Raw genomic sequence first — 26,968 nt, 5'->3', positions numbered from 1 at the left:
ATCGGGCCGCTCAACAGCCGATGCAGACCGCGCCGTCGCGCAGTTGCGCGGTGTCGTCGGTGACGACCGACGCGAGCCGCGGGTCGGGGCGGAACACCGTGATGCCCTTGAGCCGGTCGCGCCACGCCGCGAAGAACAGCGCGTCGACCTGCGCCAGCGAACATTGGCTGTCCAGCGTCACGGTCTTCGAGATGCCGGCGTCGACGCAGGGCTGGAGCGCCGCGAGCATCGCGACGTGATCGAGCGGTGCGATCTCGGCCGCGGTAGCGAAATAGTCCGGCAGCTCGACGCGGTCGCCATGCAGCGCGCGAAACAGCCGGTAAGCATGGTTCTGCACCCGGAACGCGCGCACCTGCCCGTCTGCCGTGCGGACCATCCGGCGCTGCGTCCAGCCGACGGCCGGCTCGATGCCGTTCGAGCAGTTGTCGCAGAACGCGAGACTGACGCTGCCGGCCGGCGCGAACGACAGCAGATGGCTGTTGCGCAGCCCGTGCCGGTCGATCGCGTGATGCACCTTCAGCGGCAGCCGCATGCGGTAGGCGGGGCCGGTCAGGTAAGCGGCCGGATCGTAGGCGGGAAACGCGCCGCGCTCGGCGGCCAGCGCGGCCGATGCGGCAAACGCGTGCTCGCGCATCGTCAATGCGATGCTGCGCGCACATGCGCGCGCCTCGACGCTGTCGTAGCGTAGCCGCAGCATCGTCAGCGCGTCGCCCAGGCCCGTCACGCCGACACCGATGCGCCGTGTCCGATGCGCTTCACGTGCGTGAGCGGCGAGCGGCCATGCGGTGAGGTCGAGCACATCGTCGAGCAGGCGCACCTGGACGTGCACCGCGTCGGCAAGCGCCGCGAAATCGAATTGCGGCTCGCCGCCGATGCCGAACGGATGAAGCACGAACCGCGACAGGTCGATCGGCCCGAGCACGCAGCTGCCGTAGGGCGGCAGCGGCTGTTCGCCGCACGGGTTCGTCGCGTCGATCCGCTCGTGCTCGCGCAGCGGGTTCGCGTCGCGGATCGTGTCGAGGAACAGCAGTCCGGGTTCGGCGCTGTCGCGTGCGGCGTTGACGATCGTTTGCCACAGCTTGCGAGCAGGAACCGTCGCATGAAGGTAGCGCCCGTCCTGCCGCCGGAGCGACGCAGCGTCGGCTGCGTGGCGCGGCGCGTGATGGACGAGCGCCCATGGCAGATCGTGCGCGACCGCTTCCATGAACGCGTCCGTGATGCCGACCGACAGGTTGAAGGTCGGCCAGCGCGATCGCCCGCGCTTGGCCGTGACGAACGCGGCCAGATCCGGATGATCGCAGCGCAGCACGCCCATCTGCGCGCCGCGGCGCGGGCCGGTGAACGGCAGCGTGCGGCACATCGCATCGAAGCGGTCGATCGCCGCGCAGGCGCCACGTTCGGACGACAGGCGGCGTTCGTACGCGCCGGCGGGTGGCACCGGCGAGAAGTCGTAGCCGATTCCGCCGCCCATCAGCAGCGTGAGCCGGGCGTCGTCGAGCGCCTGCGCGAGCGCCGCGTCGGTGCCTTGCAGCGGCGTCTCCACGGGAACCGCGAGCGGGTGGACGAAGCAGTTGATCATCGTTCCGCCTGCCTTCGAGCCGGCATTCGCCATGATGCGGCCGGCGCCGATCGCGCCGCGCTGCAGGTTCAGGAAGAACGTGCGCTCGGCCCGGGCGCGCAGCGCGGGCGGCTCGGCGAGTGACAGTGCACGGGCGACACGCTGGAAGACGGCCGCGCGCGACGTTTCGCCGGGCTGCGCATAGCGCTCGGCGAGCACGGTGGTGCAAAGCGGCTGCTCGTCCATGGCGGGGCTCGGCGACGACGGATGATTCACTGTAAGGGCCTGCCCGCCCGCGTCGTTGATCGAGCGCAATCCGGCGCGGTTGCGGCATCGTTTGACGGTCGTCAACGCGGTGCGAAGGGGCATGCGTAAGGTGGTGGCAGGGCCGGCCTGCGTCGATGGCCGGAACGCGGCACGGCCGCGGGCGGGCGCCGCGCAAGCCCGCGAATCGTGTCTTCCACCGACCACGCGCCATGACCGAGATCGTTACCGTCACGTTGAATCCGGCCGTCGATGTCTCGACGTCGGTCGAACATATCGTCGATACGCACAAGCTGCGCTGCGCGCGACCCAGGCGGGACCCGGGCGGCGGCGGGATCAACGTCGCCCGGACCGTTCACCGGCTCGGCGGCGACTGCGTTGCGCTGTACCTGGCGGGCGGGCCGACGGGCGACGTGCTGACGCTGCTGCTCGAAGCCGAACACGTGCCGTCCGTCCGCCTGCGGATTGCCGGCGAGACGCGCGAGAACGTGTGCGTGACCGAGACCGCGACGGGGCGTGAATACCGTTTCCTGATGCCGGGGCCGTCGGTCACGGCCGCCGAGTGGCGCGACTGCGCGGCCCGCATCGCGGCCTTGCAACCCGCGCCGCGCTATCTCGTGCTGAGCGGCAGCCTGCCGCCCGGCGCGCCGGACGACCTGTATGCGACGCTCGCACGGACGGCCGCCGCGAACGGCAGCCGGGTGGTCGTCGACGCGGCGGGCCCGGCGCTGCGCGCCGCCCTCGACGCCGGTGTCCATCTCGTGAAGCCCAGCCTCGACGAACTGAGCGCGCTGGCCGGTGAACCGCTCGACGAAGCATCGGCATGCCGGAAGGCGGGCGAGCTCGTCGCGCAGGGGCGCGCCGACATCGTTGCGCTGACACTCGGCGCGCGCGGCGCATGGGTCGTCACGCGCGAGCGCGCGCTGCGCCTGCCGGGCAGGCCAGCGGCCGTGTGCAGCACGGTGGGTGCCGGCGACAGTTTCGTCGGCGGGATGATCTGGGCGCTGGCGCGCGGCGTGCCGTTCGACGACGCGTGCCGGTATGCGCTGGCGGCATCGGCCGCGTCGGTCGAGCATCCCGGTACGGCACTGTGTACACGCGAGGACGTCGAGCGGATTCATGCGGAACTGGTTGCGCAGGCACGCGGCACGGCCATGGCGCGAGGCGCGGCATGAGCTTGCGCGCGATCGTCTGCCTGCTGCTGCTGTCTTGCCTGCCGCGGATGTCGTCCGCCGGCGCCGGCACGGTCGCGCCCGTGTCGCAACGCGTGCTGATACTCGTCTATCACCGGTTTGCGACGCAACGCATGGATTCGATGACGGTGCGCACCGGGACATTCATCGAGCAACTGCACGCGATCGAGGCGAGCGGCTACCGTATCGTGCCGCTCGCCGACGTCGTGCGCTGGCACGATGGCCAGACGGATGCGCTACCGGCGCGCGCGGTCGCGATCACGGTGGACGACGGTCACCGTTCCGTCTACGACGTGTTGCGCCCGCTGCTGGCGGCGCATCCGGTGCCGGTCACGCTGTTCATCTATCCGTCGGCGATTTCCAACGCCCGCTACGCGATGACGTGGGATCAGTTGCGCGCGCTCGGCCGATCCGGCGGATACGATATCGAGTCGCATACCTACTGGCATCCGAATTTCGCCACCGAGCGCGCGCGGCGCACTGAAGCGGATTACCAACGATTCGTCTCGTTCCAGTTGGACCGGTCGCGCGAGCGGCTCGAGTCCGAAACCGGTCGGCCGATCCGGCTGCTGGCCTGGCCGTTCGGCGTCCATGATGCGCAGACCGACCGGCTGGCCGCTCGCGAAGGCTATGTCGCGGCGTTCACGATCGATGCCCGCCCCGTTCGGCCGACGGATCCCCCGATGGCGTTGCCGCGCTATCTGATGACGGATGCGTGCGGCACGCGATGCATGAACGGATTGCTGCAAACCGCCGGGGAGAGGCCGTGACCGGTCACCGGATCGCGGGGTTACCGCGGTCGTTCGCCGATGTCGTCTCCGTCGGGGGTCACGCCGGGCCGGATCCCGTGGGGCCCGCTGCACCATCGCTGCGTTCCTGCCGCGATTCCCGCCGGCCGGCACTGCGGAATCGGCCAGCCCGTACGAGCCGGATCGACCATGCCGTGGAATGACGAACGCTATCCGCCGTCGATGCGGAACCTGCCGCCGCCGGTTCGCGGCAAGGCGATCGAGATCGCCAACGCGCTGCTGCGGCTAGGGCGCGCCGAGGGCAGCGCGATCCGTATCGCGATCGCGCAGGCGAAACGCTGGGGGCGGGTGCATGCTGCCTTTCGCCCACGCGGGTGAGGGGCGGGGGCGTCAGGTCGATTCAGGTCGCGCTAGGCCCCGCATCGAGCCGGGCAGGCACGCGGGGCCGGCGTGCGTTCGACGGATGCCGCATGCAGCCGCCCGGCCAGCACGCACGCAAACAGCATGGCGACGACGGCGATGCCGTGAAGCGGGTTGCGCAGGCACGACGCGACCTGCTCGCTCCTGCCGACGCCGAACAGGCACCACAGGCAGAAGTGTTCGCAGTTGTTGGTGAGCAGCCGGTAGCGGCATTCGCCGAGGCGCGAGGTTGCGCGCCGCGCCGCCTCCGTGCCGTCGTACGGAGCCCGCGCGTGCCGGACCATCGCGAGACCGAAACCGGCGCAGAAGTCGTCGAGGGAGACGACTTCGACCGGGCCGCCGCCCGGACTGCGTGCCAGGCCCGCGTAGTGGATCACGTTGCCGTTGCCGATGTAGATCCCGTGGTGAACGTAACCGGGGCGCCGGGTCACGAGGTGGGCGCCGACCGGAAGGTCGTGGTGCGGCGCGGCATCGTCGGCATGGGCTGTGTTCGGGTGAGTCATGGCCAGCTCCTGGAACTGGTGGCGGCCGTGCGGAACACTTGCTCGCGAGCCGCGGTACGCGTTGCATCCTGTCACGTCTCCAGTATTGGCGGCGGAACATGGCCGGACAATCAGCGCGGTCTGAGCTTGCTGTCCGACGTCGGGTCGCCGTGTCGGCGTTTTCCGACACGCCGCTCAATATTGGCTGACAGCCGGAACGGACAATGGCGCCGCGCCGCCGCGCGTGGCGCGTCGTGCGGGCCCGCCGCGCCGCCCGATCGTGAGCCGCGGGCCGGCGCGCCGCGCCGCTGGCCGGTCGGGAGCACTTGACCTGTGTCAACCGGAAATCGACGTTCCGCGCGACGCTGGCTTCGTCATCGATGCGAATGCGTCACGTCGCGGCACGCCGGCCGTGACGCGCCCGGACGAACGAGCCGCATCGCCACCCGCGTGCCTGAATCGGGAGAACGAAATGCGGACTGGAATCGTCGGGTCGCTACTGCTGTCGACCTGTTTGATGGCCGCCGCCGCGAGCGTGCCGGCTCAAGCGCTGCCCGAGCCGATCGTGCGGAACGGTGCCGTATACATCACGGGCGGCGTCGGCGAGGAGGAAGTCGCGGCGTTTCGCGCCGCTGCGCCGCGTTACAACCTGCGGATCACGTTCGCGACGAAGGCCGGTCATTACCTGTCCGACATCGACGTCACGTTGGCGTCCGGCAAGTCGACGATTCTCGACGCGCACACGGCTGGCCCGTTCCTGTTCGCGCGCGTGCCGCCGGGGCGATATACGGTATCGGCGCGCGATCGGGCCGTTCAGGAAGTCCGTCACGTCGTCGTGCCGGCGCACGGCGCCGTCGATATGCGGTTCTACTGGCGGAACCCGGACCGGCGCGATGTGATGCGGCTTTGCAGCGGTTGTCCGGGCGCAGGCACGCCCTAGACGCGCATTGCGATCGACGCGTTTCGGGCAGCGGCGCAGCGCGTGCCGTTGATCTGCCTCACGCGGCGTGGCGGCGGATTCGCAACAATATCCGCAGGAATTCGCGTCGCGAGGTGTGCTTTGAAGAATCGTGCAATCGTCCATTGGCCGCGTGCCGGGCGGCACCGGCATGAGCCGTTTCGAGGCGGGTGGCAGGGCGCAGCGACGCTCGGCCGCGTGCTGGCGGGCATGCTGCTGGCGCTCGCGTGTGTCGCCGCCCGGGCCGGAACCGTCCCGGTGACGGTCGTCGATGCCGGCAGCGGCCGGCCGGTGTCGGGTGCGCTCGGTTATGCGTCGGGCAGCAGCCTGGTTGCATCGGCCGCCGGCATGTTTGCCGCGCCGGCGGGCGGCGTGACGCTCAGCGTGACCGCGCCCGGCTATGCACGCGCGGAGGTCGTGCTCGCCGCCGGCGAGACGGCACGCACGGTGCGGCTCGTCCCGTTCCGTCCAAAGGCTGTCTACCTGTCGGTCTACGGTGTCGCGGATCGCACGCTGCGCGACGCGGCGCTCGCGCTCCCGGGCCGCACGGCCGTCAACGCGTTCGTGATCGACGTGAAGGGCGATCGCGGGATGACGCCGTATCGCAGCGACGCACGCGAAGCGATCGGCGCGGCGAGCGGCGAGCCGGGCCCGCGCGTCGCGGACCTGCCGGCGCTGATCCGCGCATTCCACCTGCGCGGGCTCTACCTGATCGCGCGCATCGTCGTATTCAAGGACGATCCGCTCGCGGCCGCCCATCCCGACTGGGCGGTGCACGACGCGGCCGGCGGAATCTGGCGTGATCGCGAGCATCTGCGCTGGATCGATCCGACCGTGCGCGCCGCGTGGGAACACAACTTCGATGTGGCCGAGGAGGCCGCGCGGATGGGTTTCGACGAGATCCAGTTCGACTATCTGCGCTTTCCGGATGCGAGCGGCCTGCGGTTCCACGAACCCAACACCGAGGCGAACCGCGTGGCCGCGATCACCGGATTCCTGGAGGGCGCGCGCGCACGGTTGCGGCCTTACAACCGCTACCTGTCGGCCGATATCTTCGGCTACGTGTGCTGGAATGCCGACGACACGCAGATCGGGCAGCGGCTCGGCTCACTGGGCGGGCTGGTCGATTACATTTCGCCGATGCTGTATCCGTCGGGCTTCACGTGGGGGCTGCCGGGCTGCCGCAAGCCGACCGATCACCCCGGCGAGATCGTCGGGCGGTCGCTCGCGGAAGCGATGCGCCGCACGGGGCTCGACGGCGTGCGGTTCCGGCCGTGGCTGCAGGCATTTCGCGACTATGCGTTCGACCGGCGCGCGTTCGACGCGGCGGACATCCGCGCGCAGGTCGACGCCGCGGACGCGGCCGGCACGGACGGATGGATGCTGTGGAATCCGCGCAATCGTTACGATCCCGCTGCGCTGCCGCGCTGACCGGTGCGCTGCTGTTCGCGCTGGCGCCGGCCGGCGCTCGCGCGGTGCGCGACGCGGCACCGGCGACGGCGGCGCAACGCCAGGCGGCCGCGATCGATGCGGCGATCGCGGCTGAAATCGCCGACGGCCATCTTGCCGGCGCGGTCGTCGTGACCGGCGACGCGGACGGCGTGCAGGTGCGCGTGGCGCGCGGCTTGCGGGTGACGGGTGAGCACGCGGAGGCGATGACGGCCGATACCGTCTTCGATCTCGCGTCGCTGACCAAGCCCGTGGCGACGGCAGTCGCGATCTTCCAGCTCGCGGAGCGCGGCCTGCTGGGCCTCGACGCACCGGCCGCGCGCTACTGGCCCGCATTCGCGGCGCACGGCAAGGACACGATCACGATCCGTCAGCTGCTCGCGCACGTGTCGGGCCTGCCGGCCGGCGTGTCGTCGTCGCGCGCATTGCGCAGCCGTGCGGCCGTGCTGGCCGACATCGTCGCGATGACGCCCGCGGAGCCTCCCGGCACCCGTGTGCGCTACAGCGACGTCAACTACGTGGCGCTCGGCGAGATCGTCGCGCGCGTGTCGGGGCAGCCGCTCGACGCATGGTGTGCGGGTCACGTTTTCGCGCCGCTTGGCATGGCCGATACCACCTTCAGGCCGGGCACGGCGATACGGGCACGCGTCGCGCCGACGCTCGTTCGCGACGGGCGGTTGCTCAGGGGGCGCGTGCACGATCCCGTCGCGGCGGCGATGGGCGGTGTCGCGGGCAATGCGGGGTTGTTCTCGAGTGCCGGCGATCTGGCGCGCTTCGCGCGCATGCTCCTGAACGGCGGCACGCTCGGCGAGACACGCGTGCTCGGCGAAAGCAGTGTCGCCGCGCTCGAGACGCCGGCCACGCTCGACGCCGAAGGCGACTGGCATACGCCCGGCTGGCGGGTCGGGGCGCCGCTCGTGGCGAACCGCTATCGGTTGCCGCCGGCCGGTGCGCTGGAGCATCTCGGCTATACGGGCACGGCGCTGTGGATCGATCCCGTGACGCGCCGTTTCGCGATCGTGCTGACGAGCCGGCTGTATCCCGACGAAACCGGCACCGCGATGCCGCTGCGCGCGCTCGTGGTCGGCCTCGTATCGAGCGCGGCCGCGCCGGTGACGTCATTGGAGATCGCGACACGCGTGCCGACGATGGCCGCGGCCGTCGCGCAGGCCGGCCGGTTGCCGGTTTCGCGCGGGCCGGTGCTGGCCGGCATCGACGTGCTCGCGGCAAGCGGCTTCGCCGCCGTGGCCGGCAAGCGAATCGCATTCCTGACCAACAGGAGCGGATTCGACCGGTTCGGCCGGCGTTCGGCCGACCTGCTCGCGCGGGTGCCGGGCGCGCGGCTCGTCGCGCTGTTCGCGCCCGAGCACGGGCTCGGCACGGATGTCGACGAAACGTTCGGCGACACGACCGACGCCGCGACCGGCGTGACCGTTCACAGCCTCTACGGGGACCGGCGCAGGATCGCGCCCGAGTGGCTCGCCGACGTCGACGTGCTGGTGATCGACCTGCAGGATGCAGGCGTGCGCTTCTTCACGTATCTGGCCACGCTCGGCTACGCGCTGGAGGCAGCGGCCGCCGCGCACCGCCCGGTGCTCGTGCTCGATCGCCCCGACCCGCTGGGCGCCGACGTGGTCGGCGGCCCCGTGGCCGATGCCGAGCCGGCGACGTTCACCGGTTATTACCCGTTGCCGCTGCAGCCCGGCATGACGCTCGGCGAGCTCGCGCGGCTCTTCAATGCGCGCCTGCATATCGGCGCGGCGCTCACCGTGGTGCCGATGGCGAACTACGCGCGCGCGATGCGTTTCGACGACACCGGGCTCGGCTGGGTGCCGCCGTCGCCGAATTTGCGGGATGGCGCCGCCGTGTCGCTCTATCCGGAGACGGGGCTCATCGAGGGGGCGGCACTCAGCGTGGGGCGCGGAACCGCGACGCCGTTCGGCGTGGTCGGCGCGCCGTGGATCGACGGGCGCGTGCTCGCCGGCGATCTTCGCGCGACGGGGCTGGCCGCGACGTTCACGCCGGTCCGGTTCGTACCGACGGAGGGGCCGTATCGCGGCAGGTTGTGCGAAGGCGTGCGCATCCAGCGGCGGCCCGGCGCGACGCGGCCGGGTGAAATCGGGCTGGCGCTCGCGCTGGCGTTGCATCGGCGATATCCGGTGCAATTCCGGATCGATGCAATCCGCGCGTCGATCGGCTCGCGCGAAGTGGCAGACATGCTGGATGCGGGGCGGCCGCTCGGCGATATCGAACGGGTGGTCGAGACGCGGAGCGTTGCGTTCGCGCGCGAACGTGCGGCATTTCTGCTGTACTGACCTCGGCATCGCGCTGTCCTGTCGCGCCGGTCACGTTGCGCCACACGCCGGCGACGGCATGTGCGAATGCCGCGCACCAACGGATCGATGCGATTCTCCACGGCGTCGTGCAATGGCAAATTTTGCCAAAACATGCCGTTTTGTGGCTTTTCACGCGGATGTCATCTCGCGTCGCGATAGTGCGGGATCGCGCGCCAGTCCCGGGGATCTACCCGCGGGACGCGGCGCACTGCAACCGACACGCCCGCTCCGAACGGGCGGTGCATCACATCTCGACAGAAGGAGCGTGCCATCGTGAACGCCATCGCAGCGGCGGATGCTTACGACGTGATCGTCGTCGGCGCGGGCATCGTCGGCCTCGCCCATGCCTATACGGCGGCGCTCGAGGGGCTGCGCGTCTGCGTGATCGAACGCGATGCCGCATGCGTGGGCGCGTCGATCCGCAATTTCGGTTTCGTCACGGTCACCGGGCAGCACGCCGGGCACAGCTGGCGGCGGGCGCGGGCGAGCCGCGAGGTCTGGGCGGACGTGGCGCCGCAAGCCGGCATCGACGTGCTTCACAAGGGCCTGCACCTGATTGCGCGTCGCCCCGAGGCGATGCACCTGATCGATGCGTTCATGCAGACCGGCATGGCCGACGGCTGCCGGGTCATGACGCCCGGCGAAGCGGCGGCCGTGGCGCCCGAGCTGCGGCTGGACGGCGCACAAGGCGTCCTGCACAGCCCGCATGAACTGCGCATCGAGCCGCGTACCGCGATCGGGTTGCTGGCGTCATGGCTGGCCGAACGCTTCGGCGTGCGGTTCCGCTACGGCGAGCTGGTGCACGAGGTGCGCACGCCGACGGTCCGGACGTCGCGCGGCGTGCTGCACGCGGAGCGCGTGATCGTCTGCGGCAATGCGGACAGCCGTCACCTGTACGGCGACTGGTTCGCGCGGCACGAGGTCCGCCTGTGCCAGTTGCAGATGCTGCGCGTGCGGCCGCGCCGCCCGCTGGCGCTGCGCGCCGCGGTGATGAGCGACCTGAGCCTGCTGCGTTACGCGGGGTTCGCGGCGCTGCCGGCCGCCGGCGCGTTGCGTGCGCGCCTGAACGCGGAGGAGCCCGTGTGCGTCGGGTACGGCATCCACCTGATCGCGGTGCAGAGCGCCGACGGCAGTCTCGTGGTGGGCGATTCGCATGAATACGGCGCCGCACCGCTGCCGTTCGCAACGCAGGAGATCGATGCGCAGATCCTGCGCCTGCTGCACGAGACGCTCGATGTGACGGAACCGGATGTGCTCGAGCGCTGGACCGGCAGCTATCCGTCGGCGCCCGATGCCGATTGCGTGATCGAAGCGCCGGACGACGGCACGCGTGTCGTCGTCGTGACGAGCGGCGCCGGGATGAGCACGGGCTTCGGGATCGCGCAGGACGTGTTTGCCGCGTGGTGACGGCGTGGACGAGCCGGGGAGACTCGCGCGGCTGAACCGGCCGGCGCCTGCCGATCGACAGCAGGCGCCGGCGCGATCATGCCGCCGTCACGCGTGACGGCGTGCGCCGCATTCGCCGCAGAACAGGTCGTCGGCGGCCATCGGCTTGTGACATTGCGCACACGCCGTGGCTTCGTCGGTGGCGGGCGGTGCCGTATCCGACGCCGGCAGCGAAGCCGTGCCGGCCGCGCCGGCGGCGTGTGACGCGCGTGCTTTCGCGAGGTGATCGGCGGCGCGCTCGCGTGCCTGTTCGGCGTGGCGTTTCGCGTCCGCGACGTGCTGGCTCAGTTTCTCTTCGGTCGCGGAGAAATCGACGCCGCTGACCGTCTGCAGATAGATAAGGCACGTGCCGTTGACGAACGTCAGGAACGGGATCACGAGGCCGATCGCGACCAGCAGGCCGTTGCCGAAGCCGTACGCGCCCAGATAGGCCATGCTGCGGTAGTCGAATCCGCCTTCCGCCGCATCCGCGCCGAGGCCGTACGCGCCGGCATGGCGGCCGAAGCCGCCCAGGCCGCCGAGCGTGCTCATCAGGCCGCCCAGCGGGCTGGTGCCGGTGGCCGCCGAGATCGACGAGGCGATTGCGGCGCCCGTGCCGAGAATGCCGAGTACGACCGCGGACAGGACGCCGACGAGCAGCAGCAGCCCGAACATCCTGACGATCACGCCGAACAGCTGGCGGCGGCCGATCTGTAACAGGCGCGCGGCGGTCTGCAGCGTCGAGTTGCCTTGCCAGATGGCGGGCGCGGCCAGCGGATAGCCGACGTACCACATGCCGGCGAAGATCGCGCCCGCGACGATCGCCGCGAGCGGATAGGCGATCGCATAGAGCAGCGGGCCGAGGCCCGGGATCTTGCAGACCAGGAACACGATCAGCAGCGCGAGCAGGAACAGCACCCAGCCGACGGCGAGCAGCACGCCGACCCCGATCAGGCGGTGGACGGTGAACGTCGCCTGCAGCAGCGCGTCGACGAATCCGACCGGCTCGCCCTGGGCATCGCGCATCAGCACGATGCCGACCGCGGAATAACCGATCAGCGAGATCGCGCAGGTCGCGATGACGAACAGCAGGCCGAGCACGGGGCTGTGACCGAGTACCTGGATCGTGAGCATGCCCATCAGCATGCTGGCGACGAGCGCGAAAGCGCACATCGCGAGTGCGCGCCAGTTCGTGACGGCCTCGGCGGCGCGCAGTAGTCCGAACTTCCCCGACACGGGGGCGTGATCGAGCGTTGACATCGTTGAATCTCCTTGCAGGTGCGGGCGGGTCAGTATGCGGCGGGGGCGTCGAGCAGCGCGACGACGGTGACGCCGTCGACCTGCGCGAGCTGGATGCTCGACTGCCGGACCGAGCCCGGCTTGCCGTTCAGGTAGACCTGACTTTTCAGCGTATACGTGCCTTGCGGTGCGCCCGACGGCAGTTTCAGCGTGAAGCTGTTGTCGAATTCGCCGCTGCCCGGCGTCGCGTTGACGACCTTCTCGCCGCGCTTGAACTGTTCGCCCGACGGTGCATAGACGGTCACGACTTCCTTGACCTCCTGGACGGGCTCGTTCGTGCCGGACACCGCGCGAATCTGCGAGGCCAGCCTGATCGGCTCGCCGGCCTTGACGGCGGAGCGCGGCGTCACGACCGTGTTGTATGCGTCGATCTTCGCGTAGGGCGGCAGGTTGTTGCGGTTGCTCGCGCGGTAATCGCGATCGACTTCGGCTGCCGTCTTCGTCTGCCGTGTCGCCACTTCGATCACGGCGCACGCGGCGAGTCCGGCCACCGCGCCGCCGATCGCGCCCTTGGTGCCGCCGATCAGCGCGCCGACCAGCGCGCCGCCGGCACCGAGCGCCGTACAGCGCAGCACGGATTCGGACGAGATCCCGCCGGCGCCGTTCTGGGTGGCGCAGCCGCTGGCGAGCAAGGTGACCGCGCAGGCCGCGGCGAGGGTTTTCTGGATTGTCATGTCGGTGTTCTCCGGCGCTTCATTCAAGTGTGCTGTTGTTGCGCAGTGCATCCATCTGCCGCGCCTTCGCCTTGCCGATGAGCGTCTTCGCCGGACGGTTGCCGGGCTCGATCGCAAGGACGCTTTCCGCTGTCGCGATGGCCTTGTCGTACTGGCCGCGCGACAGGTCGCCCTGCGCGCGTTTCAGCAGGCCGTCGACGGCGGGCGATGCGGGGTTGGCCGTCGTGGACGAGCGCACGGGCGGTGCTGGGCGCGGCTTGTTGCGCGATGCTTCCGCAACGGCGGCGGGTGCGGGTGGTGCGGATGGGTCGTCCTGCAGTTTCGCGAAGGGCGATGTCTGTTGCGCGTTCGCAGATGCAGGCGGCGTGTTCGACGCGTTCGACGCGGGCGGCGTCGCGGGCACCGAAACCGTCGCGACATTCGTGACGACGGCCGGGCCCGACGCGGGCGAGGTCGTGGCTGCGGCGGCAGTGGCCGTATCGATCGGCGCGGATGCCGGTGTGTCGGCCGGCGTCGTCGCAACGACCGCGCTGGCAATGACGGTACTCGCTCCGGTGATGTCCGACGCGGCGTTGGCCGGGGCGTCCGGTACCGTGGATGCGGCGACCGGCTCGGGTGTTGCGGGGGCGCTCGCCTGGCGGCCGTGCCACCAGAATGCGCCGTCCGCGCAGGCGACGGCGACCGCGACGCCGGCCGCAATGATCTTGAGTTTTGCCGACGTATCGTCGTTCGTAGTCGCGGGCTGTGCGATCGGCCGGGACACCACGCCGGATACCGGACGCATGGGTTCGGTATCCGGCGTCGGCGCGGTATCGGTGTCCGGTACGTCGCGAGGTTCGGCAACCGTTTCGACGGCGATCATGTCGTCGGCGGCGAGCGCCGCTTCGGTGCTTGCCGATGCGCCCGCAGGCCCGGACTGCCCGTCGGTCACGACGGGCGAGACATGCGACGCAGCGACCGTATCGCCGCGATGGTCTGCCGCTGCGTTGGGCGTGACGGTTGCCGCGGCGCCATGCGATGGCAGCGGTGCGCTCGCGCGACCCGATTCCGCATCGGCGATGTTCGCGACGTGGGGGATATCTTTCGAGGCGGTGTTCGCCGCCGGTGATTCGACGACGAAGTCGTGCGCAGGCCCGTGAGCCGATTCCGCGGCTGCGTATGCATGTTGCGGAGCAGACTCGGCCGGTGGAGCAGGCACGTCGATTTCGATTGCGCCATTGTCATTCGCGGATGCGACGGGCGTCCCGCACTTGTTGCAGAAACGCTGGCCTGGCGTCAGAACGGCATGGCAGCTCCGGCATGGTGCGCCGGCCGCTTCGTTACGAGTGGCCGCCACCGGTGTTCCGCATTGCTTGCAGAACTTGAGCCCGACGGGCAGATCGGTGCCGCAGTGGGTACACGCAGTCATGATTCAGTAATCCTCTTCTTTTGAACGATCGACGTGAAGGCGCCGTGCGAGCAAGCGCACGTATGTCCGAATCGCGGGATGGCGGCGTATCGGCCGTGTGCTACGAAGGCACGCGACGCGGAACGGGCCGCTCGGCGCGGGATATCAGTCGAATTCGGGACGGCCGCGCGGGAAGTGGCGGCGTAGAGAAGAAGAGATCCGGCCGACGTGGATCGGCACGTATGGCACGACGAATCCGGATGTTCCGGTATTGAATGGCGAGTTCAAGCTTTCCCCGTTTCAGTCGCCAGGTTGAATCCGGCGGACTGTTTTCATTATTTGGATTGGTAATACAAATGGTCTTCTGCGGCGGATATTACACTGAAATCAAGCGGTTTTGCCATCCGCCAATCGCGTGACGCAGTGTGTCGACGGAGAGTTGCACAGCACGGCAGCGAGTGCCTGGCGGCTTCGGAGCGGACGTCATGGCGCAGGAAGAATTCCGCTCGAAAATGCGCATCTGCCGTCACAGCAGACAGACACGACGCAGCATGACCGTGCGCAGATACACGGATTTATCGAGCCACGGCACAAACACGTACTCGTCGTATGCGTCGCAGCCGATCAGAATCCAGTGGGACAGAACGTTGGACATGATGGTCTCCTTGACCCGGCTCGTTTCTCTCTCTGACGTGGCGGGTGCCGACGTGCAGCTGTCGTCGTTCCGTCGTGCGCTCACACACGGTATACCCGGCGAGCACGGTACCTATTCCCGAAGCCGCGCGACGCATTCCGCGGCATGTCGCCCATCGCGGGAATAAACGGGCTGGTTTCCCGGTATGTCGATCACGCACTGGAGGCATGGAGAGGAGGCGCCAATGCACGACAGGGAGAGGCAGACCGGGGACACGCCGGGCCGGGCGCAGCGCGATCGCGAGGGCGCCCCGAACGTGGGCGGGGCGCAGCGGTCGTCGTGGTTGCGGGAGGGCGGCATGCGCCCGCCACGGAGCAATCGTGGCTTGCGTCACGCACCGCATACGCATGACCCCGACGACGGTCGACCGGTGTCGGCGCATGACCTGATGCGCAAGATCGCGCGGAGGCTGCAGCTCGGGTCCGGCATCCTGCTGTGGCTCTATATTTCGATTCACATGATCAATCACGCGCTCGGCATCTGGTCGATCGATATCGCCGAGCGCGGGCTGCACCTGGCGATCGGGCTCTGGCAAAGCCTGCCTGGAACGATCGTGCTGTACGGCGCGGCCGGCCTGCATTTCGCGCTGGCGATTCGCACCATTTACGGCCGCCGGCACTGGTCGCTGCCGCCCGCCGAATGGCTGCGTCTCTGGGCGGGACTCAGCCTGCCCATGCTGCTGATCCGCCATGTTGTCGGGACCCGTGTAGCAACTTCGTTCTACGGCTTCGAACCGAACTACGAGCGGGTCATCGTGTCGCTCCTCACGAGCGGCACGCAGGGGCTGCAGATCGCGCTGCTTGCACCGGGGTGGGTGCACGGCAGTCTCGGGTTGTGGTTTCATCTGCGCCGGCGTGCGTTTTTTCGTCGCGCAAGGTTCGTGCTGCTGGCCTTGCTCGTCCTGCTGCCTGTGCTGTCGGCTGCGGGCTTCGTGCAGATGACGCGCGCGATCGTGCCGGAAAGTCTTGCCGTACCGGCGCCCGATGCGGCGCTGGTCGCGCATCGCGCCGCGCTCGACAGCTGGCGGCATCTGCTCGTCGCCGGTTATCTGTCGCTGATTGCGATCGCCTTCACCGGCAGTCAGTTGCGAAACCGGCTTTTCGGTGACGATCCATCCGCTGAGCCGCGGCGAGCACCGACGCATGAATGAATACCGTGCTCTCGCTCGCGATTCGCGCATGCCGGCTGTACGCGCATCGGCGCAAGCCGGACAGCTAAAGTCTGCTGACAGAATCTGGCAGGGGCTTCGGCGATACTGTGCGTTTTCGCACCCGATGATCCGCGACGCGCGTCGGATCTCCACGTCATGACAACCACTCAAGTTCCCGTCCCGTTGAAGGAGTCGCTGGGGAAGCGGCAATTCCATGCGCTGTCCGACGCGCTGCATTCGATCGAGCCTGCCTTCGACCGATCGGCGTTTCTGGCGACGGCGCTCGAAGGCCTCGACGGCTTGACGTTGATGGAGCGCGTCAGGCGCGCCAGTCTCGCGATCGACACGGGCGCGCGGCCGCTGCCGGGCGGATACGATGCCGTGCTGGTGTTGTTGCAGGAGGCCGCGCCTCGATTGGGCCGGGGTTTCGTGTCGCTCATCGCGCCCGATTACGTCGGGCAGTACGGTCGTCACGCGTTCGACCGCTCGATGGACGCGCTGAAATACTTCACGCCGTTCGGCACGTCGGAATTCGCGGTGCGCGAATTCCTGCGCATCGACCTGGCGCGTGCGCTCGCAACGATGGAAGCCTGGTCGCACGATGCGGACGATGCCGTGCGCCGGCTGGCGAGCGAGGGAAGTCGCCCGCGTCTGCCCTGGTCGTTCCGGCTCCGCGAGATCGAGGCCGACCCGTCGCTGGCCGTGCGGATTCTCGACAACCTTCGCTCCGACCCGAGCGCCTATGTGCGCCGCTCGGTCGCGAATCACCTGAACGACGTGGCGAAGACGCATCCGGCGTGGGTGCTCGATCGGGCCGAACGATGGGGCGGCGACCATCCGCATACGCGATGGATCGTCCGTCATGCGCTCCGCACCCTCGTGAAGCAGGGCAGTGCGCGAGCGCTCGCGATCCTGGGTGCGGAGAGCGCGCCGCGTCTGGAAATCGGCCCGTTCGGCGTGACGCCCGCGCAGGTGGTGCTCGGCGAGTCGATTACGCTCGCGTGCGAGCTGCAATCGACGGCCGAGACCGCGCAGCGGCTCGTCGTCGATTACCGTATCGCGTATGTGAAGCAGAATGGCGACGCGTCGCCGAAGGTGTTCAAGCTGAAGGGGCTGACGCTCGAACCCGGGCAGCGCGTCACGCTGCAGCATAGTCGTCCGATGCGCGATTTCACGACGCGCCGGCACTATGCGGGCCGGCATGAGGTGGAGCTGATCGTCAACGGTCAGGTTGTTGCGCGATCGTTTTTCGAGCTCGCCGTGTGAGTGGCGGTTGACGGGCGGGCGACGTTTCGCGTTTGCCGGCCCCGCCCGCCGCGCTGTCCCGCGCGTGCTCGATCAATTCGCCGCCGGCGCAAAGTCAGGCGGCTTGCGCTATTGCACCAGTACCGCCTTGACGGAAGCCGGCGCCAGTGGCTCGCCTTTATCGGAGCGTGCGCCGATGGCGTAGACCGAAACATGCATGCGTTGACGCTCGAACGCATCGAAGCGCCACCGGCCGTGTTCGCCATATTCTCCCGGGTGACGTTCTTCCATCCCGCAGGCACGTGTTGTGATGCACGGCGCGATGTCGAGGCGCGCTCGCTCAGGCGTCGGCGCGCTTGCACCGCATGCTCGTGATACGTTGGTCCGGCCTGTTGCGGTAGAACACGAAGGTGGTTGCCCCGGGGCCGTGATTGCCGCCATCTTCGTCGACGTAGGTTTCGGCAAACAGCGGTACGGCAGCGTTGGCGATACTGACCCGGTAGAACACGTTCTTTTGCGTGTTGGGTGCAGTGGTGCCGTAGTCCCGCGCGCAGCTGCCGGCGATGCGCTTGACCGCGGCACCTCTGCCGAACTGGCGCAGCAGAATGTCCTGCGTGTCGTCGTTCGGGTAGAACTTCCGCAGCACGATCGACAGGACGGCGGTCGCATTGCCGTTGAGTACGACGCCGACGTGGCCTTCGTTGTCTTTTTTGACGCCGGCGCTCTCGCCGACCTTGCCGTCCGGCACGTCCACCTCGCCAAAACCCGCGAGCAGCAGGCTGCCGCCACGGTAGCGCGTGGCCTCGCGGGCGTTCGAATCCGGATTGACGAGCGGCCTGGCGTCGTCCCAGTGCACGCCGGTGACGCTGTCGAACGCTGGCCAGGTCGCCGGCTTCACTCCGCCGAACACGCCCAACAGCGCCTGCAGCGGCAAATCCGCGGCCATCGCCGGCTCATGGGGGGCAGGCCGGGATGCGGCGGACGCAGGTGCTGTCATCGGGCGGACGGACGGCGTGGCGCGCTCGCACGCGTTCAGGCCGACCAGCAGCGCGCAAGCGGACAGCGCACGCAAGACGTTGGCCGAGGTTCGCATGTGCAGACGTTGCATGAGGCGCTCCGCATTCATGGAGGGCGCGGCCGGGCAGCGCGGCGGGCGATGGGAGATCAGCGGCACTTGATGTCGTAGTCCGTGACGGACGGGAGGGCGCCTTCGCCTACGGTGGTCAAGGTCAACTTGCCGGCAGGGCCCGTGTAGCCGAAGTCGCAAAAGGCGAGCCCGGTGCCCGCGCAGGACTCGGTCTCGACAATGCCGCGCCTGACCAGGGCGGACTGCCGCGGCTCTCCGCTGGCGCCGCCTCGCACCGGATTCCACCCGTTGGCGATCAGTGCCTTGCGGGCCTTGTCGATCGGCATGTTGTAGACGTTGGGCACCTTCGCGCGGCCTTGGCATACGGCGTCTTCGTCGGCCACCCTGGACAGGCGCAGCGTGCCGTCGCGGTCGACGTGCAGGTCGCCGGCGGGCGAGGGCGCGATGTCGCCATCCCAGATGCGCACGGCGCCGCTCTCGAGCGGGGCCAGTCTGCCGATGGCGGTATCTTCCGCCGATTTGCCATAGGCCAGCGCGATCAGCCTGCCGTTCTCGAACACGGCCACGTTGCCTTGCGTGATGCTGCAGGTGCCGCTGGTCGCTGCCTCCATCTGGCCCGCGAAGCTGATTGCGCGGTAGGGTCCCAGCGGCATGTCCGACATGACGGCCCAGCCTTGCGCTGCCACCAGCCTGGCCGCCGCCGATTTCGGCTGGATGACCAGTTGCGAGCAGTCTCCGCGATCGTTGGCGCTACCAGCCATGGGTAGATTCGCGAGCGGCTTCATGCGGATGTCCTTCAACTCGGACACGACGCGTGGCGCGGATACGGTCGTTTGTGCGGCGGCCGGCACGGTGAGCGCAAGGCCGAGCATCAGGCCGGCGCCATACAGGCAGCCCGATGCGAACGATGCGGCGAAACGAGGCGGAAAGGAGGCGCGCGGCATGGCGGAGAAATCCGTAGAGGTCGTGGAAGCGGGCTACGAGGTACGGTGCGTTTGTGTTTGCCTGTTGCCGGCATCGCGAGAGGGAATGCGTCGCCGGGTAACGTTTTTATGAAGCGCTTCCGCTTCCCGAATATCAGGATCGGAAAATATATTCAAAGGCAATAAAGCGGGGGCCGTTGCGCGTGCATCGGCTGTTTCCGCTTCGACATTCGGGATTCTAGTCAAAGTAGATCGACTAGTATACATTCGTCATATCTTGCTTCCCGATCCGTAAAGACAGGCACCTGTTACCCGGCAGGAGGCGACGCCGAATCTGGTACAGGCAGGATTTCACCATGACGCTGAAAGCCGGTATCGATGAAATCGCCCGGAGCCTCGACGGATTGCATCCGCCCTGGTTGCCCGCGTACGACATGCGGGCCTATGCGGCGAAAGTGGATTCGGAATGCGGATATGGCTCCGACATGATGGTCGCCATCGAGATCGATACGAGAATGTTCGAGGAGATTGTTGCATTCGTGCATGTGTGCGGCGCGTTTGCTTCGCTGCAACCGTCCACTGCGCGACAGTACGAAAGCGTGCGCAATGACAGCGCGGAAATCGACGACGTGCTCGCACTCAATGCTTCCCGGGCATGTCCGACATACACGGGGTTGCTGAAGTCGCTCGTCGATCGGGGCATCGTCGTGCGATGTGCGCTGGATTGATGTTCAACCCCAATGAGGGCTTCGTGCCGATTCAATCTGTACTGCGACGCATCGCGTTCGCAGTTGCGATCGGCACCGGGCCAAAGATGACCAAGCCTTTCGGACGCCGTGCCATGCAGACAAGCGCATTCAGGAAACCCCCCGTTTTGTTCGCCCTGGTCAACCAGGCGATCGCCCGCAGCCCGCGTCGACGCCGGACGGCTCTTGGCGCGACAGTCGGGTTATTGCTGGCCGCCAGCGTGTTTTCGGGGTGTGCGCCCCTGTCGGCGTCTGCGCCGACGGATCCTCAGCAACAGCTTGCCGCAGAGCAGCGCAATGCGAATGCGTTGTATAGCCAGAAGGTGCTGGCTTACAAGCCGATGTTCGAGAATCCTGGCGGCTATGGTCGAGCGCAGATACTGGACGCGTACGAGGCAGTCCTCCAGCAGTACTCCGTCGCTGCAATCACGTATGTCCGTACCATCTATCCCGAGGCTCGACAGACGCTTCCGCCTGTCCTGCAGCCATTGCCGGCGCCGTCGGGGCCGGTCACGCTGGCGGTCGTCAATCGCGACTACGAGCATGTGCTTGGAATGGGCGCTGCGATGTGGGAGATGGATATGGCGGCGAACTTCGGCCGGCCGTCCCGGTTCCCGATACCGAAATACACCGGTCCGGTGCTCATCATGCCGCCTACGCCACCGTTTCCGCCCCTGCAGGATGTTCGCGATCCGAAGTTCGCACGGCTCGTGGCCATGACGAAGAAACTGGACGATGCGCAGAAGGCAGATCTGGCACGAGAGCATGCCGCGATCGAACAGCAGTATGCCGAGCAGGCCGCGTGGCGGGCTCGACACCCGATGGGCCAGTACGATCACATCGATCCGAGAACCGGACTACCGTATGCGGCCCCGCAACAGGAGACGCAGCGGTGGTGCATGATGAACGGCGGCCGGGTGCCTTGCTGAGATCGCCGAGAGCAGAGGGCATGGCGGCCACGTGTTTGACGCCCTGCAAGGCGTGGTCGTACCGGCAGCCTGCAACGCTTGCCCTGCAACCTGAAGAATCGGTGCTGGCGGTGGTGCTAAGATGCCGCCCCGTAGTCAGGAGAAGCATGCATGCGCGCGAGCAAACGCCAGCAGGTGGTGGACAAGGCCGGTGAGTTGTTTTCCCGCCATGGCTTTCATCCGGTCGGTATCGACCGGATCATCGCCGAGGCGGACGTGGCTCGCATGACGCTCTACCATCACTTCGCGAGCAAGGACGATCTGATCAAGGCGGTGCTGGAGCAGCGCTACACCTTCATCATGGACAGCATTGCCGCCAAGCTCGAACCCATGGCGGATGCCACTGCGCGCCTGAAGGGGATCTTCGACTGGTACGGTGTCTGGTTTCGCAGCCCCGAGTTTGCGGGCTGCCTGTTCGAGCGTGCGCTGGCCGAGTTCGGCGCGACCTGTCCCAAGGTGACCGACGTTGCAGTGCGCTACCGGGATGACCTGTTGGCCATCATGGAGCGATTGCTGTCCGAGATCATTCCGCGTCGCCGCGCACATCAGCTGGCCGGCGTGTATGTGATGTTGCTGAGCGGCGCGACAGCGGATGCGCGTGCGATCGGAGATCCACGTGCCGCCGCACGGGCGTGGGAGGCAGCGAAGGTGTTGCTGAATGAGTCGACGGTCGCAACCGGGAGTACGCGTCAAACGCGTAGCCGTCCGGGTTAGGCGTTTGCTGTCGGCCTCCCGCTGCGCGTTCCATGCGCCGCGCGTGCCGGTCGGCGGCACTGAATGCCGGAGGCGCCACTCGCACGGCGTGCAGCGCGGATTCGGATCGGCAATCCGGGGCGCGCCGCCATCGCTCGACAGATCCGCGCCCGAGTGTCCAGCTTGCGTCCGGACGGGGCGGCGCAGGTTCCGTTTCATGGGGCCGGATTGGAAAGCCATGCCGGCATTGGCTCACGGGGCGGACACGATGCAAAGATAAACGAAATGTGATCCCTCCCTCCCGCAAAATTTTGCACAATGGCGGCAGCGCGGCGCATTGCCGCGATTCGCTCCCCGAGGAACCCGGCCAGCCGGCCCGGGCCCGGGGCCGGCCCGAACCGATACCCGACCTCGGCACCGACGTGCCGCCATCCGCCGCCATGGACCAACCGAAACGCATCCTGATCGTCGAGGACGACGCCGACATCGCCGACGTGCTCAGCCTGCACCTGCGCGACGAGCGCTACGAGGTCGTGCACAGCGCGGACGGCGCCGAAGGGTTGCGCCTGCTCGAGCAGGGCGGCTGGGATGCGCTGATCCTCGACCTGATGCTGCCGGGCGTCGACGGCCTGGAGATCTGCCGGCGCGCGCGGGCGATGACGCGCTACACGCCGATCATCATCACGAGCGCGCGTTCGAGCGAGGTGCACCGGATCCTCGGCCTCGAGCTCGGCGCCGACGACTATCTGGCCAAGCCGTTCTCGGTGCTCGAACTCGTCGCGCGTGTGAAGGCGCTGCTGCGCCGCGTCGATGCGCTCGCGCGCGATTCGCGGATCGATGCGGGTACGCTCGACGTCGCGGGGCTGGCGATCGATCCGATCGCGCGCGAAGCGAGCGTGGACGGCGCGCGCATCGACCTCACGCCGCGCGAATTCGACCTGCTGTATTTCTTCGCGCGGCACCCGGGCAAGGTGTTCTCGCGGATGGACCTGCTCAATGCCGTGTGGGGCTACCAGCACGAAGGCTACGAACACACGGTCAACACCCACATCAACCGGCTGCGCGCGAAGATCGAGGCCGATCCGGCGGAGCCCGTGCGGATCCTCACCGTGTGGGGCCGCGGCTACAAGCTCGCCGCGCCGGGCCAGCGGGACGGATGATGAAGCTCACCCTCACCCAGCGGCTGTCGCTCGTGTTCTCGGTGCTGCTGCTCGCGTGCTCGGGCGCATCGGCGTGGCTGCAGATCCGCGCGAACGACATGCGCGAACAGGAAGTCGTGCAGGGGCTGTCGCGTGACCTGGCCGCCAATATCGTCAACAGCGTGACCCACAGCGCGCCGCTGATGGACGCGAACGGGCTGCGCCCGGACGCCGTGCGCACGCTGTTCGGCCAGCTGATGGGCGTGAACCCGAGCGTCGAGGTCTATCTGCTCGACAACGCGGGGCGCATCAAGGGCGACGATGCGCCGCCCGGCCACGTGAAGCGCGACCGCGTCGATCTCGCCCCCGTGCAGCGTTTCATCGCGGGCGAGCCGCTGCCGATCCTCGGCGACGACCCGCGCAGCCCCGACGCACGCAAGGTCTTCAGCGCCGCGCCGCTGCAGCGCGCGGGGCAGCCGCCGTCGGGCTACATCTACGTGGTGCTGCTCGGCGAGGCGCACGACCGGCTGGCCGCGCGCGTGGACGCCGGCAACGTGCTGCGCACGACGCTGTGGTCGATGGCGCTCGTCGCGCTGCTCGGCCTGCTCGCGGGCCTCACAGCGTTCAGCTTCATCACGCGCCCGCTGCGCCGGCTGACGGACGCGATGCGCCGCTTCGACGCGAACGGCACGCCCGACACGCAGCCGCCGGTGCCGCGCTCGCGGCCGGGCCGGCGCGGCGACGACATCGTCGTGCTCGAATCCGCGTTCGCGCAGATGGCCGACCGGATCGGCGACCAGTGGCGCGCGCTGACGCATCAGGACCAGCAGCGGCGCGAGCTGATCACGAACATCTCGCACGACCTGCGCACGCCGCTCACGTCGCTGCACGGCTACCTGGAAACGCTGTCGCTGAAGGCCGACACGCTCGCCGACACCGAACGGCGGCGCTACCTGTCGATCGCACTCGCACAGAGCGCGAAGGTCGGGCGGCTCGCGCAGGCGCTGTTCGAGCTCGCACGCCTCGAATCGGGCGGTGTGCAGGCCGAGCGCGAGCCGTTCTCGCTCGTCGATCTCGTGCAGGACGTGTTCCAGAAGTTCGAGCTGACCGCGCAGGCGCGCGGCGTCGCGCTGCATGCGCGGATTCCGGCGCGGGTACCGGTCGTGTCGGCCGATCTCGGGATGATCGAGCGCGTGCTGACCAACCTGCTCGACAACGCGCTGCGGCATACGCCTGCGCATGGCGAGGTCGAGGTCGCGCTGGAGCCGCGCGGCGACCGCGTGCTCGTGACCGTGGCCGATACCGGGGAAGGGATTCCGGCGGCGCGGCGCGAAGGGTTGTTCCAGCGGCCGCAGCGGCCGATGAGCGGCGGCGCGGTGACGAGCGGCGGGCTCGGGCTGCTGATCGTGCACCGGATGCTGGCGCTCAACGGCAGCAGTATCCGGCTGGTCGACCGGCCCGGGCGGGGGGCGGTGTTCGAGTTCGCGCTGGCGGTGGCCGCGCCCGCGACCGGCGACGGGCGCTGAGCGCGGTCACTGCTCGCGCTCAGCCGCCGCGCTTGTTGCGCCGCACGTCGCTCGGCGTCATGCCGGTCCAGCGCTTGAACGCGTGGCGGAAACCCACCGCATCGCTGAAGCCGAGCGTCGATGCGATGTCCTCGGTGCTGAGCGTGGTCGTGCTGAGATAGTCGATCGCGAGCGCCTTGCGCACGCTCGCCAGCAGTTCGCTGTACGAGGTGCCTTCGGCTTCGAGCTTGCGGCGCAGCGTGCGCGACGTGATGCAGAGGATCGCCGCGATCGCGTCGATATCGGGGAATTGTCCCGGCGTGCGGGTGAGTTCCTGGTACACGCGCCGCGTGACGCCGGCCTGGCTGCGCAATTCGTCGAGCAGGCTCGCGCAGTGCGACGACACCTGCGCGGCGGTAATCGGATTCGCGAGCTGCGGCGCGCGCGCGAGCCACGCGGCCGGATAGCTGAGCACGTGATGCGGCTGGTCGAACGCGATCGGGCATTCGAGCGCATCGCCCAGCAGCGCCGCGTGCGCCGGCTGCGGCTGTGCGAACTGCGCGCGCGCCGGCACGCACCACGCACCCATCACGTCCTTGATGATCGTCACGTGCAGCGCGAACTGCATGTCGATCAGGAAACGGTACAGCGGCTCGTCGAGATCGGGCAGCGCGACTTCGTGCCGGTCGGGAAACAGCCACGACGCGGTATCGCCCTGTTCGACCCAGCGGATCGCGAGCATGCCGTTCGCGAGCCGGTGATATTTGACGGCCGATTCGAACGCGTGCGCGAGCGATTCCGAGCACAGCATCGCGTAGCCGTACATCCCGTAGCTCGACACGTGCAGCCGGTGGCCGACGCGCACGCCGAGATCGGAGCTGTCATAGCGGCCGATGGCATTGCGCGCGGCCGTGAGGAACTGCAGCGGCGACGTGAGCGTGAACGGGTCCGCGACGGCGGCCGGCGTGAGGCCGGTACCGTCGAGCACCGCGACCGGGTCGATGCCGGCTTGCGCGGCCACGTCGAGCAGCACGGCCAGCTTGGCCGGCGTGAAGCGCTGCTGGCGCAACGCGTGGGCCGGCTCGAGGTCCGGCAGGCGGGCTGCGCGGGCGGTCGTCGGGTTCAAGGGCACACTGCGCGGCATGGGAACATCCTGCGTCCGAATCGATATCGTTTACGGCACGCAATTCTGCTCGGGATCGGTCCCATGCGCCACAGGGTTCACCCTGACGATCACGCGACAGGATCACGCGACAGTCGATGCGCGAGCGCGCTCAGCCCCGCTAGGGCCTGTTCACGCTAATAACGGGCTTGCGAACGTGCCTTTCCGCTCGCAGTGCAAGGAGTAAGGAGCGCCGTTTGGCCGTGCCAAACAAGCGACGCACGACGCCGCAATGTGGGCGGAAAGGCACGTTCCCCTGTTTAGAAAAATTCGTTCGTGGGGCTGGCCCCCAGAAGGGCCGATCGCCGCGTCATGCTCCTCGCGAATACGTCGAGTATTCGCTTCGTCGCAATCCTTGCGCTCGGCCCTTCTGGGGGCCAGCGCAAGCCCGTTATTAGCGTGAACAGGCCCTAGTCCGCGCGCGTGCGCAGGATCGCGTCGGCGAACTCCACGAACCCGCTGCCGCCCGGGCCCTGCGTGATCCAGCGCGGCAACGCGGGCAACTGCCGCAGATACTCGACCACGGTGCTCATGCCGGCCGTGTGCGTGAAGTAGCCGAACATCGGCGCATCGTTGGTGGAGTCGCCGGAATAGGCGACACAATCGCGCGCCGCGCCGGCGCCCGCATCGACGCCGAACGTGTCCGACAGCACGCGCAGCGACATCGACAGCTTGTCGTACCCGCCGACCCACCCGATGATCCACAGGTTGTTGATGGTCGCGTCCGCGCCGGCCTCGACCAGCGCGTCGCGGATTCGGTCGTCCTGGTCGCCGCCGGTGCGGGCGTACGCGAGCGACGTCAGCCTGAAATCCTGGTCGTCGGCGGGGCGGGCGGCGGGAACGGCGGCCTCGACCTGCCGCGCGATGCGCCGGAGTGCGTCGCGCGCGCCGGCGAGCGCATCGTCCGCATGCCAGTACCGGCGTTCGACGCCGTGCCCGTCCGGGCCGCGCCGGATGAAAAGGCCGCCGTTCTCGGCAATCACGCCGTCGACCGGCCACATGCGCGCCATCTGGTCGCACCAGCCCGCCGGCGCGGCCGTCACCGGGATCACGCGGATGCCGCCCGCCTGCAGGCGTTCGAGCGCCGTGTAGGTGCGGGCGGACAGGCGGCCGTGATGGGTCAGGGTCTCGTCCATGTCGGTCAGCAGGAAGCGGACGGACGAGAAGGTGTCGGCGGGGGCCAGGGAAAGCGGCTGCATGATTTCGACAGCGGAATGACAGGCGTCGATTATGAAGAAGGGCGCCCGGCCGTGCCATGCCGCTTGCTGCTTTGCAATTCGTGCCGGGGAATAAGCGGTTTCCTGCGCCGGTCGGCGAAGTTGTCTGGACAAGCGCGCCCGCCCGCGTGTCCGTTTCGATCATCTTTTCGGCCGCCCGGATCATTTTCAAAGCGCGCCGCGCGGGCGATAGTCGCCGGTCAGGCGACGGCCCGCGCTTTTCCGGCGTGCAGGCCGTCGCGCGA

At 68.6% G+C, this 26,968-nt stretch carries 26 protein-coding genes and 1 pseudogene; 15 read left to right on the top strand and 12 right to left on the bottom strand.

The window, feature by feature from the left end; translation table 11 throughout:
* Positions 1–10: 10 nt before the first annotated feature.
* Positions 11–1,804 carry an adenosylcobalamin-dependent ribonucleoside-diphosphate reductase gene (locus ACTJLD_RS32215; RefSeq protein ID WP_440660765.1) on the bottom strand — a complete coding sequence of 598 codons (1,794 nt, stop codon included), beginning with the start codon at positions 1,802–1,804 and terminating at the stop codon, positions 11–13.
* 230 nt (positions 1,805–2,034) lie between these two features.
* On the opposite strand from ACTJLD_RS32215, the gene ACTJLD_RS32210 reads away from it, so the two are divergent.
* The 3 genes from ACTJLD_RS32210 (at position 2,035) to ACTJLD_RS32200 (ending at position 4,142) form a co-directional block, all read left to right on the top strand.
* A complete protein-coding gene (locus ACTJLD_RS32210; protein ID WP_059491913.1) occupies positions 2,035–2,997 on the top strand; it encodes a 1-phosphofructokinase family hexose kinase in 963 nt (320 codons plus the stop codon).
* The gene (locus ACTJLD_RS32205) at positions 2,994–3,785 is read left to right on the top strand and encodes a polysaccharide deacetylase family protein (RefSeq protein ID WP_440660673.1); all 792 of its coding nucleotides are present in this window, start codon (positions 2,994–2,996) and stop codon (positions 3,783–3,785) included. The genes ACTJLD_RS32210 and ACTJLD_RS32205 overlap by 4 nt, the downstream gene beginning before the upstream one ends.
* 168 nt (positions 3,786–3,953) lie before the next feature.
* A complete protein-coding gene (locus tag ACTJLD_RS32200) occupies positions 3,954–4,142 on the top strand; it encodes a hypothetical protein (RefSeq protein ID WP_440660672.1) in 189 nt (62 codons plus the stop codon).
* Positions 4,143–4,174: 32 nt separating this feature from the next.
* Here ACTJLD_RS32200 and ACTJLD_RS32195 read toward each other — a convergent pair whose 3' ends face one another.
* Positions 4,175–4,687 carry a lecithin retinol acyltransferase family protein gene (locus ACTJLD_RS32195; RefSeq protein ID WP_440660671.1) on the bottom strand — a complete coding sequence of 171 codons (513 nt, stop codon included), beginning with the start codon at positions 4,685–4,687 and terminating at the stop codon, positions 4,175–4,177.
* Between the two features lie 451 nt (positions 4,688–5,138).
* Between ACTJLD_RS32195 and ACTJLD_RS32190 the strand changes: the two genes are divergently transcribed.
* From ACTJLD_RS32190 to ACTJLD_RS32175, 4 genes are all read left to right on the top strand, one after another.
* Positions 5,139–5,606, top strand: a complete 468-nt coding sequence (locus tag ACTJLD_RS32190) for a hypothetical protein (RefSeq protein WP_060082641.1) — start codon at positions 5,139–5,141, stop codon at positions 5,604–5,606.
* A 228-nt stretch (positions 5,607–5,834) separates the two neighbouring features.
* Positions 5,835–7,055 carry a putative glycoside hydrolase gene (locus tag ACTJLD_RS32185; protein WP_440660763.1) on the top strand — a complete coding sequence of 407 codons (1,221 nt, stop codon included), beginning with the start codon at positions 5,835–5,837 and terminating at the stop codon, positions 7,053–7,055.
* The gene (locus ACTJLD_RS32180) at positions 7,001–9,388 is read left to right on the top strand and encodes an exo-beta-N-acetylmuramidase NamZ domain-containing protein (RefSeq protein ID WP_440660670.1); all 2,388 of its coding nucleotides are present in this window, start codon (positions 7,001–7,003) and stop codon (positions 9,386–9,388) included. Before ACTJLD_RS32185 ends, ACTJLD_RS32180 begins: the two co-directional genes overlap by 55 nt.
* Positions 9,389–9,682: 294 nt before the next feature.
* On the top strand, positions 9,683–10,816 hold the full coding sequence (locus tag ACTJLD_RS32175; RefSeq protein ID WP_440660669.1) for a TIGR03364 family FAD-dependent oxidoreductase: 1,134 nt from the start codon (positions 9,683–9,685) through the stop codon (positions 10,814–10,816).
* An 87-nt stretch (positions 10,817–10,903) separates the two neighbouring features.
* Here ACTJLD_RS32175 and ACTJLD_RS32170 read toward each other — a convergent pair whose 3' ends face one another.
* From ACTJLD_RS32170 to ACTJLD_RS32160, 3 genes are read right to left on the bottom strand one after another with little or no spacing between them, the layout of a single operon-like run.
* Positions 10,904–12,094, bottom strand: coding sequence for a hypothetical protein (locus tag ACTJLD_RS32170; protein WP_440660668.1), 1,191 nt, complete (start codon positions 12,092–12,094; stop codon positions 10,904–10,906).
* 29 nt (positions 12,095–12,123) lie between these two features.
* Positions 12,124–12,807 (bottom strand): hypothetical protein, encoded by a 684-nt coding sequence (locus ACTJLD_RS32165; protein ID WP_226182509.1) that lies wholly within the window; start codon positions 12,805–12,807, stop codon positions 12,124–12,126.
* A 19-nt stretch (positions 12,808–12,826) separates the two neighbouring features.
* On the bottom strand, positions 12,827–13,045 hold the full coding sequence (locus ACTJLD_RS32160; protein ID WP_440660778.1) for a hypothetical protein: 219 nt from the start codon (positions 13,043–13,045) through the stop codon (positions 12,827–12,829).
* Positions 13,046–13,172: 127 nt separating this feature from the next.
* Between ACTJLD_RS32160 and ACTJLD_RS32155 the strand changes: the two genes are divergently transcribed.
* On the top strand, positions 13,173–13,946 hold the full coding sequence (locus tag ACTJLD_RS32155) for a hypothetical protein (RefSeq protein ID WP_440660776.1): 774 nt from the start codon (positions 13,173–13,175) through the stop codon (positions 13,944–13,946).
* A 116-nt stretch (positions 13,947–14,062) separates the two neighbouring features.
* Here ACTJLD_RS32155 and ACTJLD_RS32150 read toward each other — a convergent pair.
* Positions 14,063–14,215 (bottom strand): annotated as a pseudogene (locus tag ACTJLD_RS32150) (double zinc ribbon domain-containing protein); the annotation flags it as partial.
* 505 nt (positions 14,216–14,720) lie between these two features.
* Positions 14,721–14,849, bottom strand: a complete 129-nt coding sequence (locus ACTJLD_RS32145) for a hypothetical protein (protein ID WP_440660666.1) — start codon at positions 14,847–14,849, stop codon at positions 14,721–14,723.
* A 427-nt stretch (positions 14,850–15,276) separates the two neighbouring features.
* On the opposite strand from ACTJLD_RS32145, the gene ACTJLD_RS32140 reads away from it, so the two are divergent.
* Together ACTJLD_RS32140 and ACTJLD_RS32135 are read left to right on the top strand one after the other, a co-directional pair.
* Positions 15,277–16,038: a hypothetical protein gene (locus ACTJLD_RS32140; protein ID WP_440660761.1), complete on the top strand. Its 762-nt coding sequence runs from the start codon at positions 15,277–15,279 to the stop codon at positions 16,036–16,038.
* 156 nt (positions 16,039–16,194) lie between these two features.
* Positions 16,195–17,304, top strand: a complete 1,110-nt coding sequence (locus ACTJLD_RS32135; protein WP_334052331.1) for a DNA alkylation repair protein — start codon at positions 16,195–16,197, stop codon at positions 17,302–17,304.
* Positions 17,305–17,412: 108 nt separating this feature from the next.
* Here ACTJLD_RS32135 and ACTJLD_RS32130 read toward each other — a convergent pair whose 3' ends face one another.
* From ACTJLD_RS32130 to ACTJLD_RS32120, 3 genes are read right to left on the bottom strand one after another with little or no spacing between them, the layout of a single operon-like run.
* The gene (locus tag ACTJLD_RS32130) at positions 17,413–17,574 is read right to left on the bottom strand and encodes a hypothetical protein (RefSeq protein WP_155639153.1); all 162 of its coding nucleotides are present in this window, start codon (positions 17,572–17,574) and stop codon (positions 17,413–17,415) included.
* A gap of 49 nt (positions 17,575–17,623) precedes the next feature.
* On the bottom strand, positions 17,624–18,391 hold the full coding sequence (locus tag ACTJLD_RS32125) for a hypothetical protein (RefSeq protein WP_440660665.1): 768 nt from the start codon (positions 18,389–18,391) through the stop codon (positions 17,624–17,626).
* 56 nt (positions 18,392–18,447) lie between these two features.
* A complete protein-coding gene (locus ACTJLD_RS32120) occupies positions 18,448–19,314 on the bottom strand; it encodes a hypothetical protein (protein WP_440660663.1) in 867 nt (288 codons plus the stop codon).
* Between the two features lie 335 nt (positions 19,315–19,649).
* On the opposite strand from ACTJLD_RS32120, the gene ACTJLD_RS32115 reads away from it, so the two are divergent.
* From ACTJLD_RS32115 to ACTJLD_RS32095, 5 genes are all read left to right on the top strand, one after another.
* Positions 19,650–20,021 carry a hypothetical protein gene (locus ACTJLD_RS32115; protein ID WP_226190335.1) on the top strand — a complete coding sequence of 124 codons (372 nt, stop codon included), beginning with the start codon at positions 19,650–19,652 and terminating at the stop codon, positions 20,019–20,021.
* On the top strand, positions 20,021–20,968 hold the full coding sequence (locus ACTJLD_RS32110; RefSeq protein ID WP_440660662.1) for a hypothetical protein: 948 nt from the start codon (positions 20,021–20,023) through the stop codon (positions 20,966–20,968). Before ACTJLD_RS32115 ends, ACTJLD_RS32110 begins: the two co-directional genes overlap by 1 nt.
* 150 nt (positions 20,969–21,118) lie before the next feature.
* A complete protein-coding gene (locus ACTJLD_RS32105; RefSeq protein WP_059696745.1) occupies positions 21,119–21,721 on the top strand; it encodes a TetR/AcrR family transcriptional regulator in 603 nt (200 codons plus the stop codon).
* Positions 21,722–22,140: 419 nt separating this feature from the next.
* Positions 22,141–22,860 (top strand): response regulator transcription factor, encoded by a 720-nt coding sequence (locus tag ACTJLD_RS32100; protein ID WP_021162521.1) that lies wholly within the window; start codon positions 22,141–22,143, stop codon positions 22,858–22,860.
* Entirely contained in the window at positions 22,860–24,365 is a 1,506-nt protein-coding gene (locus tag ACTJLD_RS32095; RefSeq protein WP_027792332.1) for a sensor histidine kinase, read from the top strand. Before ACTJLD_RS32100 ends, ACTJLD_RS32095 begins: the two co-directional genes overlap by 1 nt.
* Positions 24,366–24,384: 19 nt before the next feature.
* Here ACTJLD_RS32095 and ACTJLD_RS32090 read toward each other — a convergent pair whose 3' ends face one another.
* Positions 24,385–25,488, bottom strand: a complete 1,104-nt coding sequence (locus ACTJLD_RS32090) for an AraC family transcriptional regulator (protein ID WP_060318947.1) — start codon at positions 25,486–25,488, stop codon at positions 24,385–24,387.
* Between the two features lie 428 nt (positions 25,489–25,916).
* Positions 25,917–26,705, bottom strand: coding sequence for an HAD-IIB family hydrolase (locus tag ACTJLD_RS32085; protein WP_124545333.1), 789 nt, complete (start codon positions 26,703–26,705; stop codon positions 25,917–25,919).
* Positions 26,706–26,968 lie beyond the last annotated feature (263 nt).

The organism is Burkholderia sp. 22088 (assembly GCF_052045915.1).
Classification (GTDB): domain Bacteria; phylum Pseudomonadota; class Gammaproteobacteria; order Burkholderiales; family Burkholderiaceae; genus Burkholderia; species Burkholderia cepacia.
Note: the sequence above shows the minus strand (reverse complement) of the source record. Positions and strands in the feature narration are given on the sequence as shown.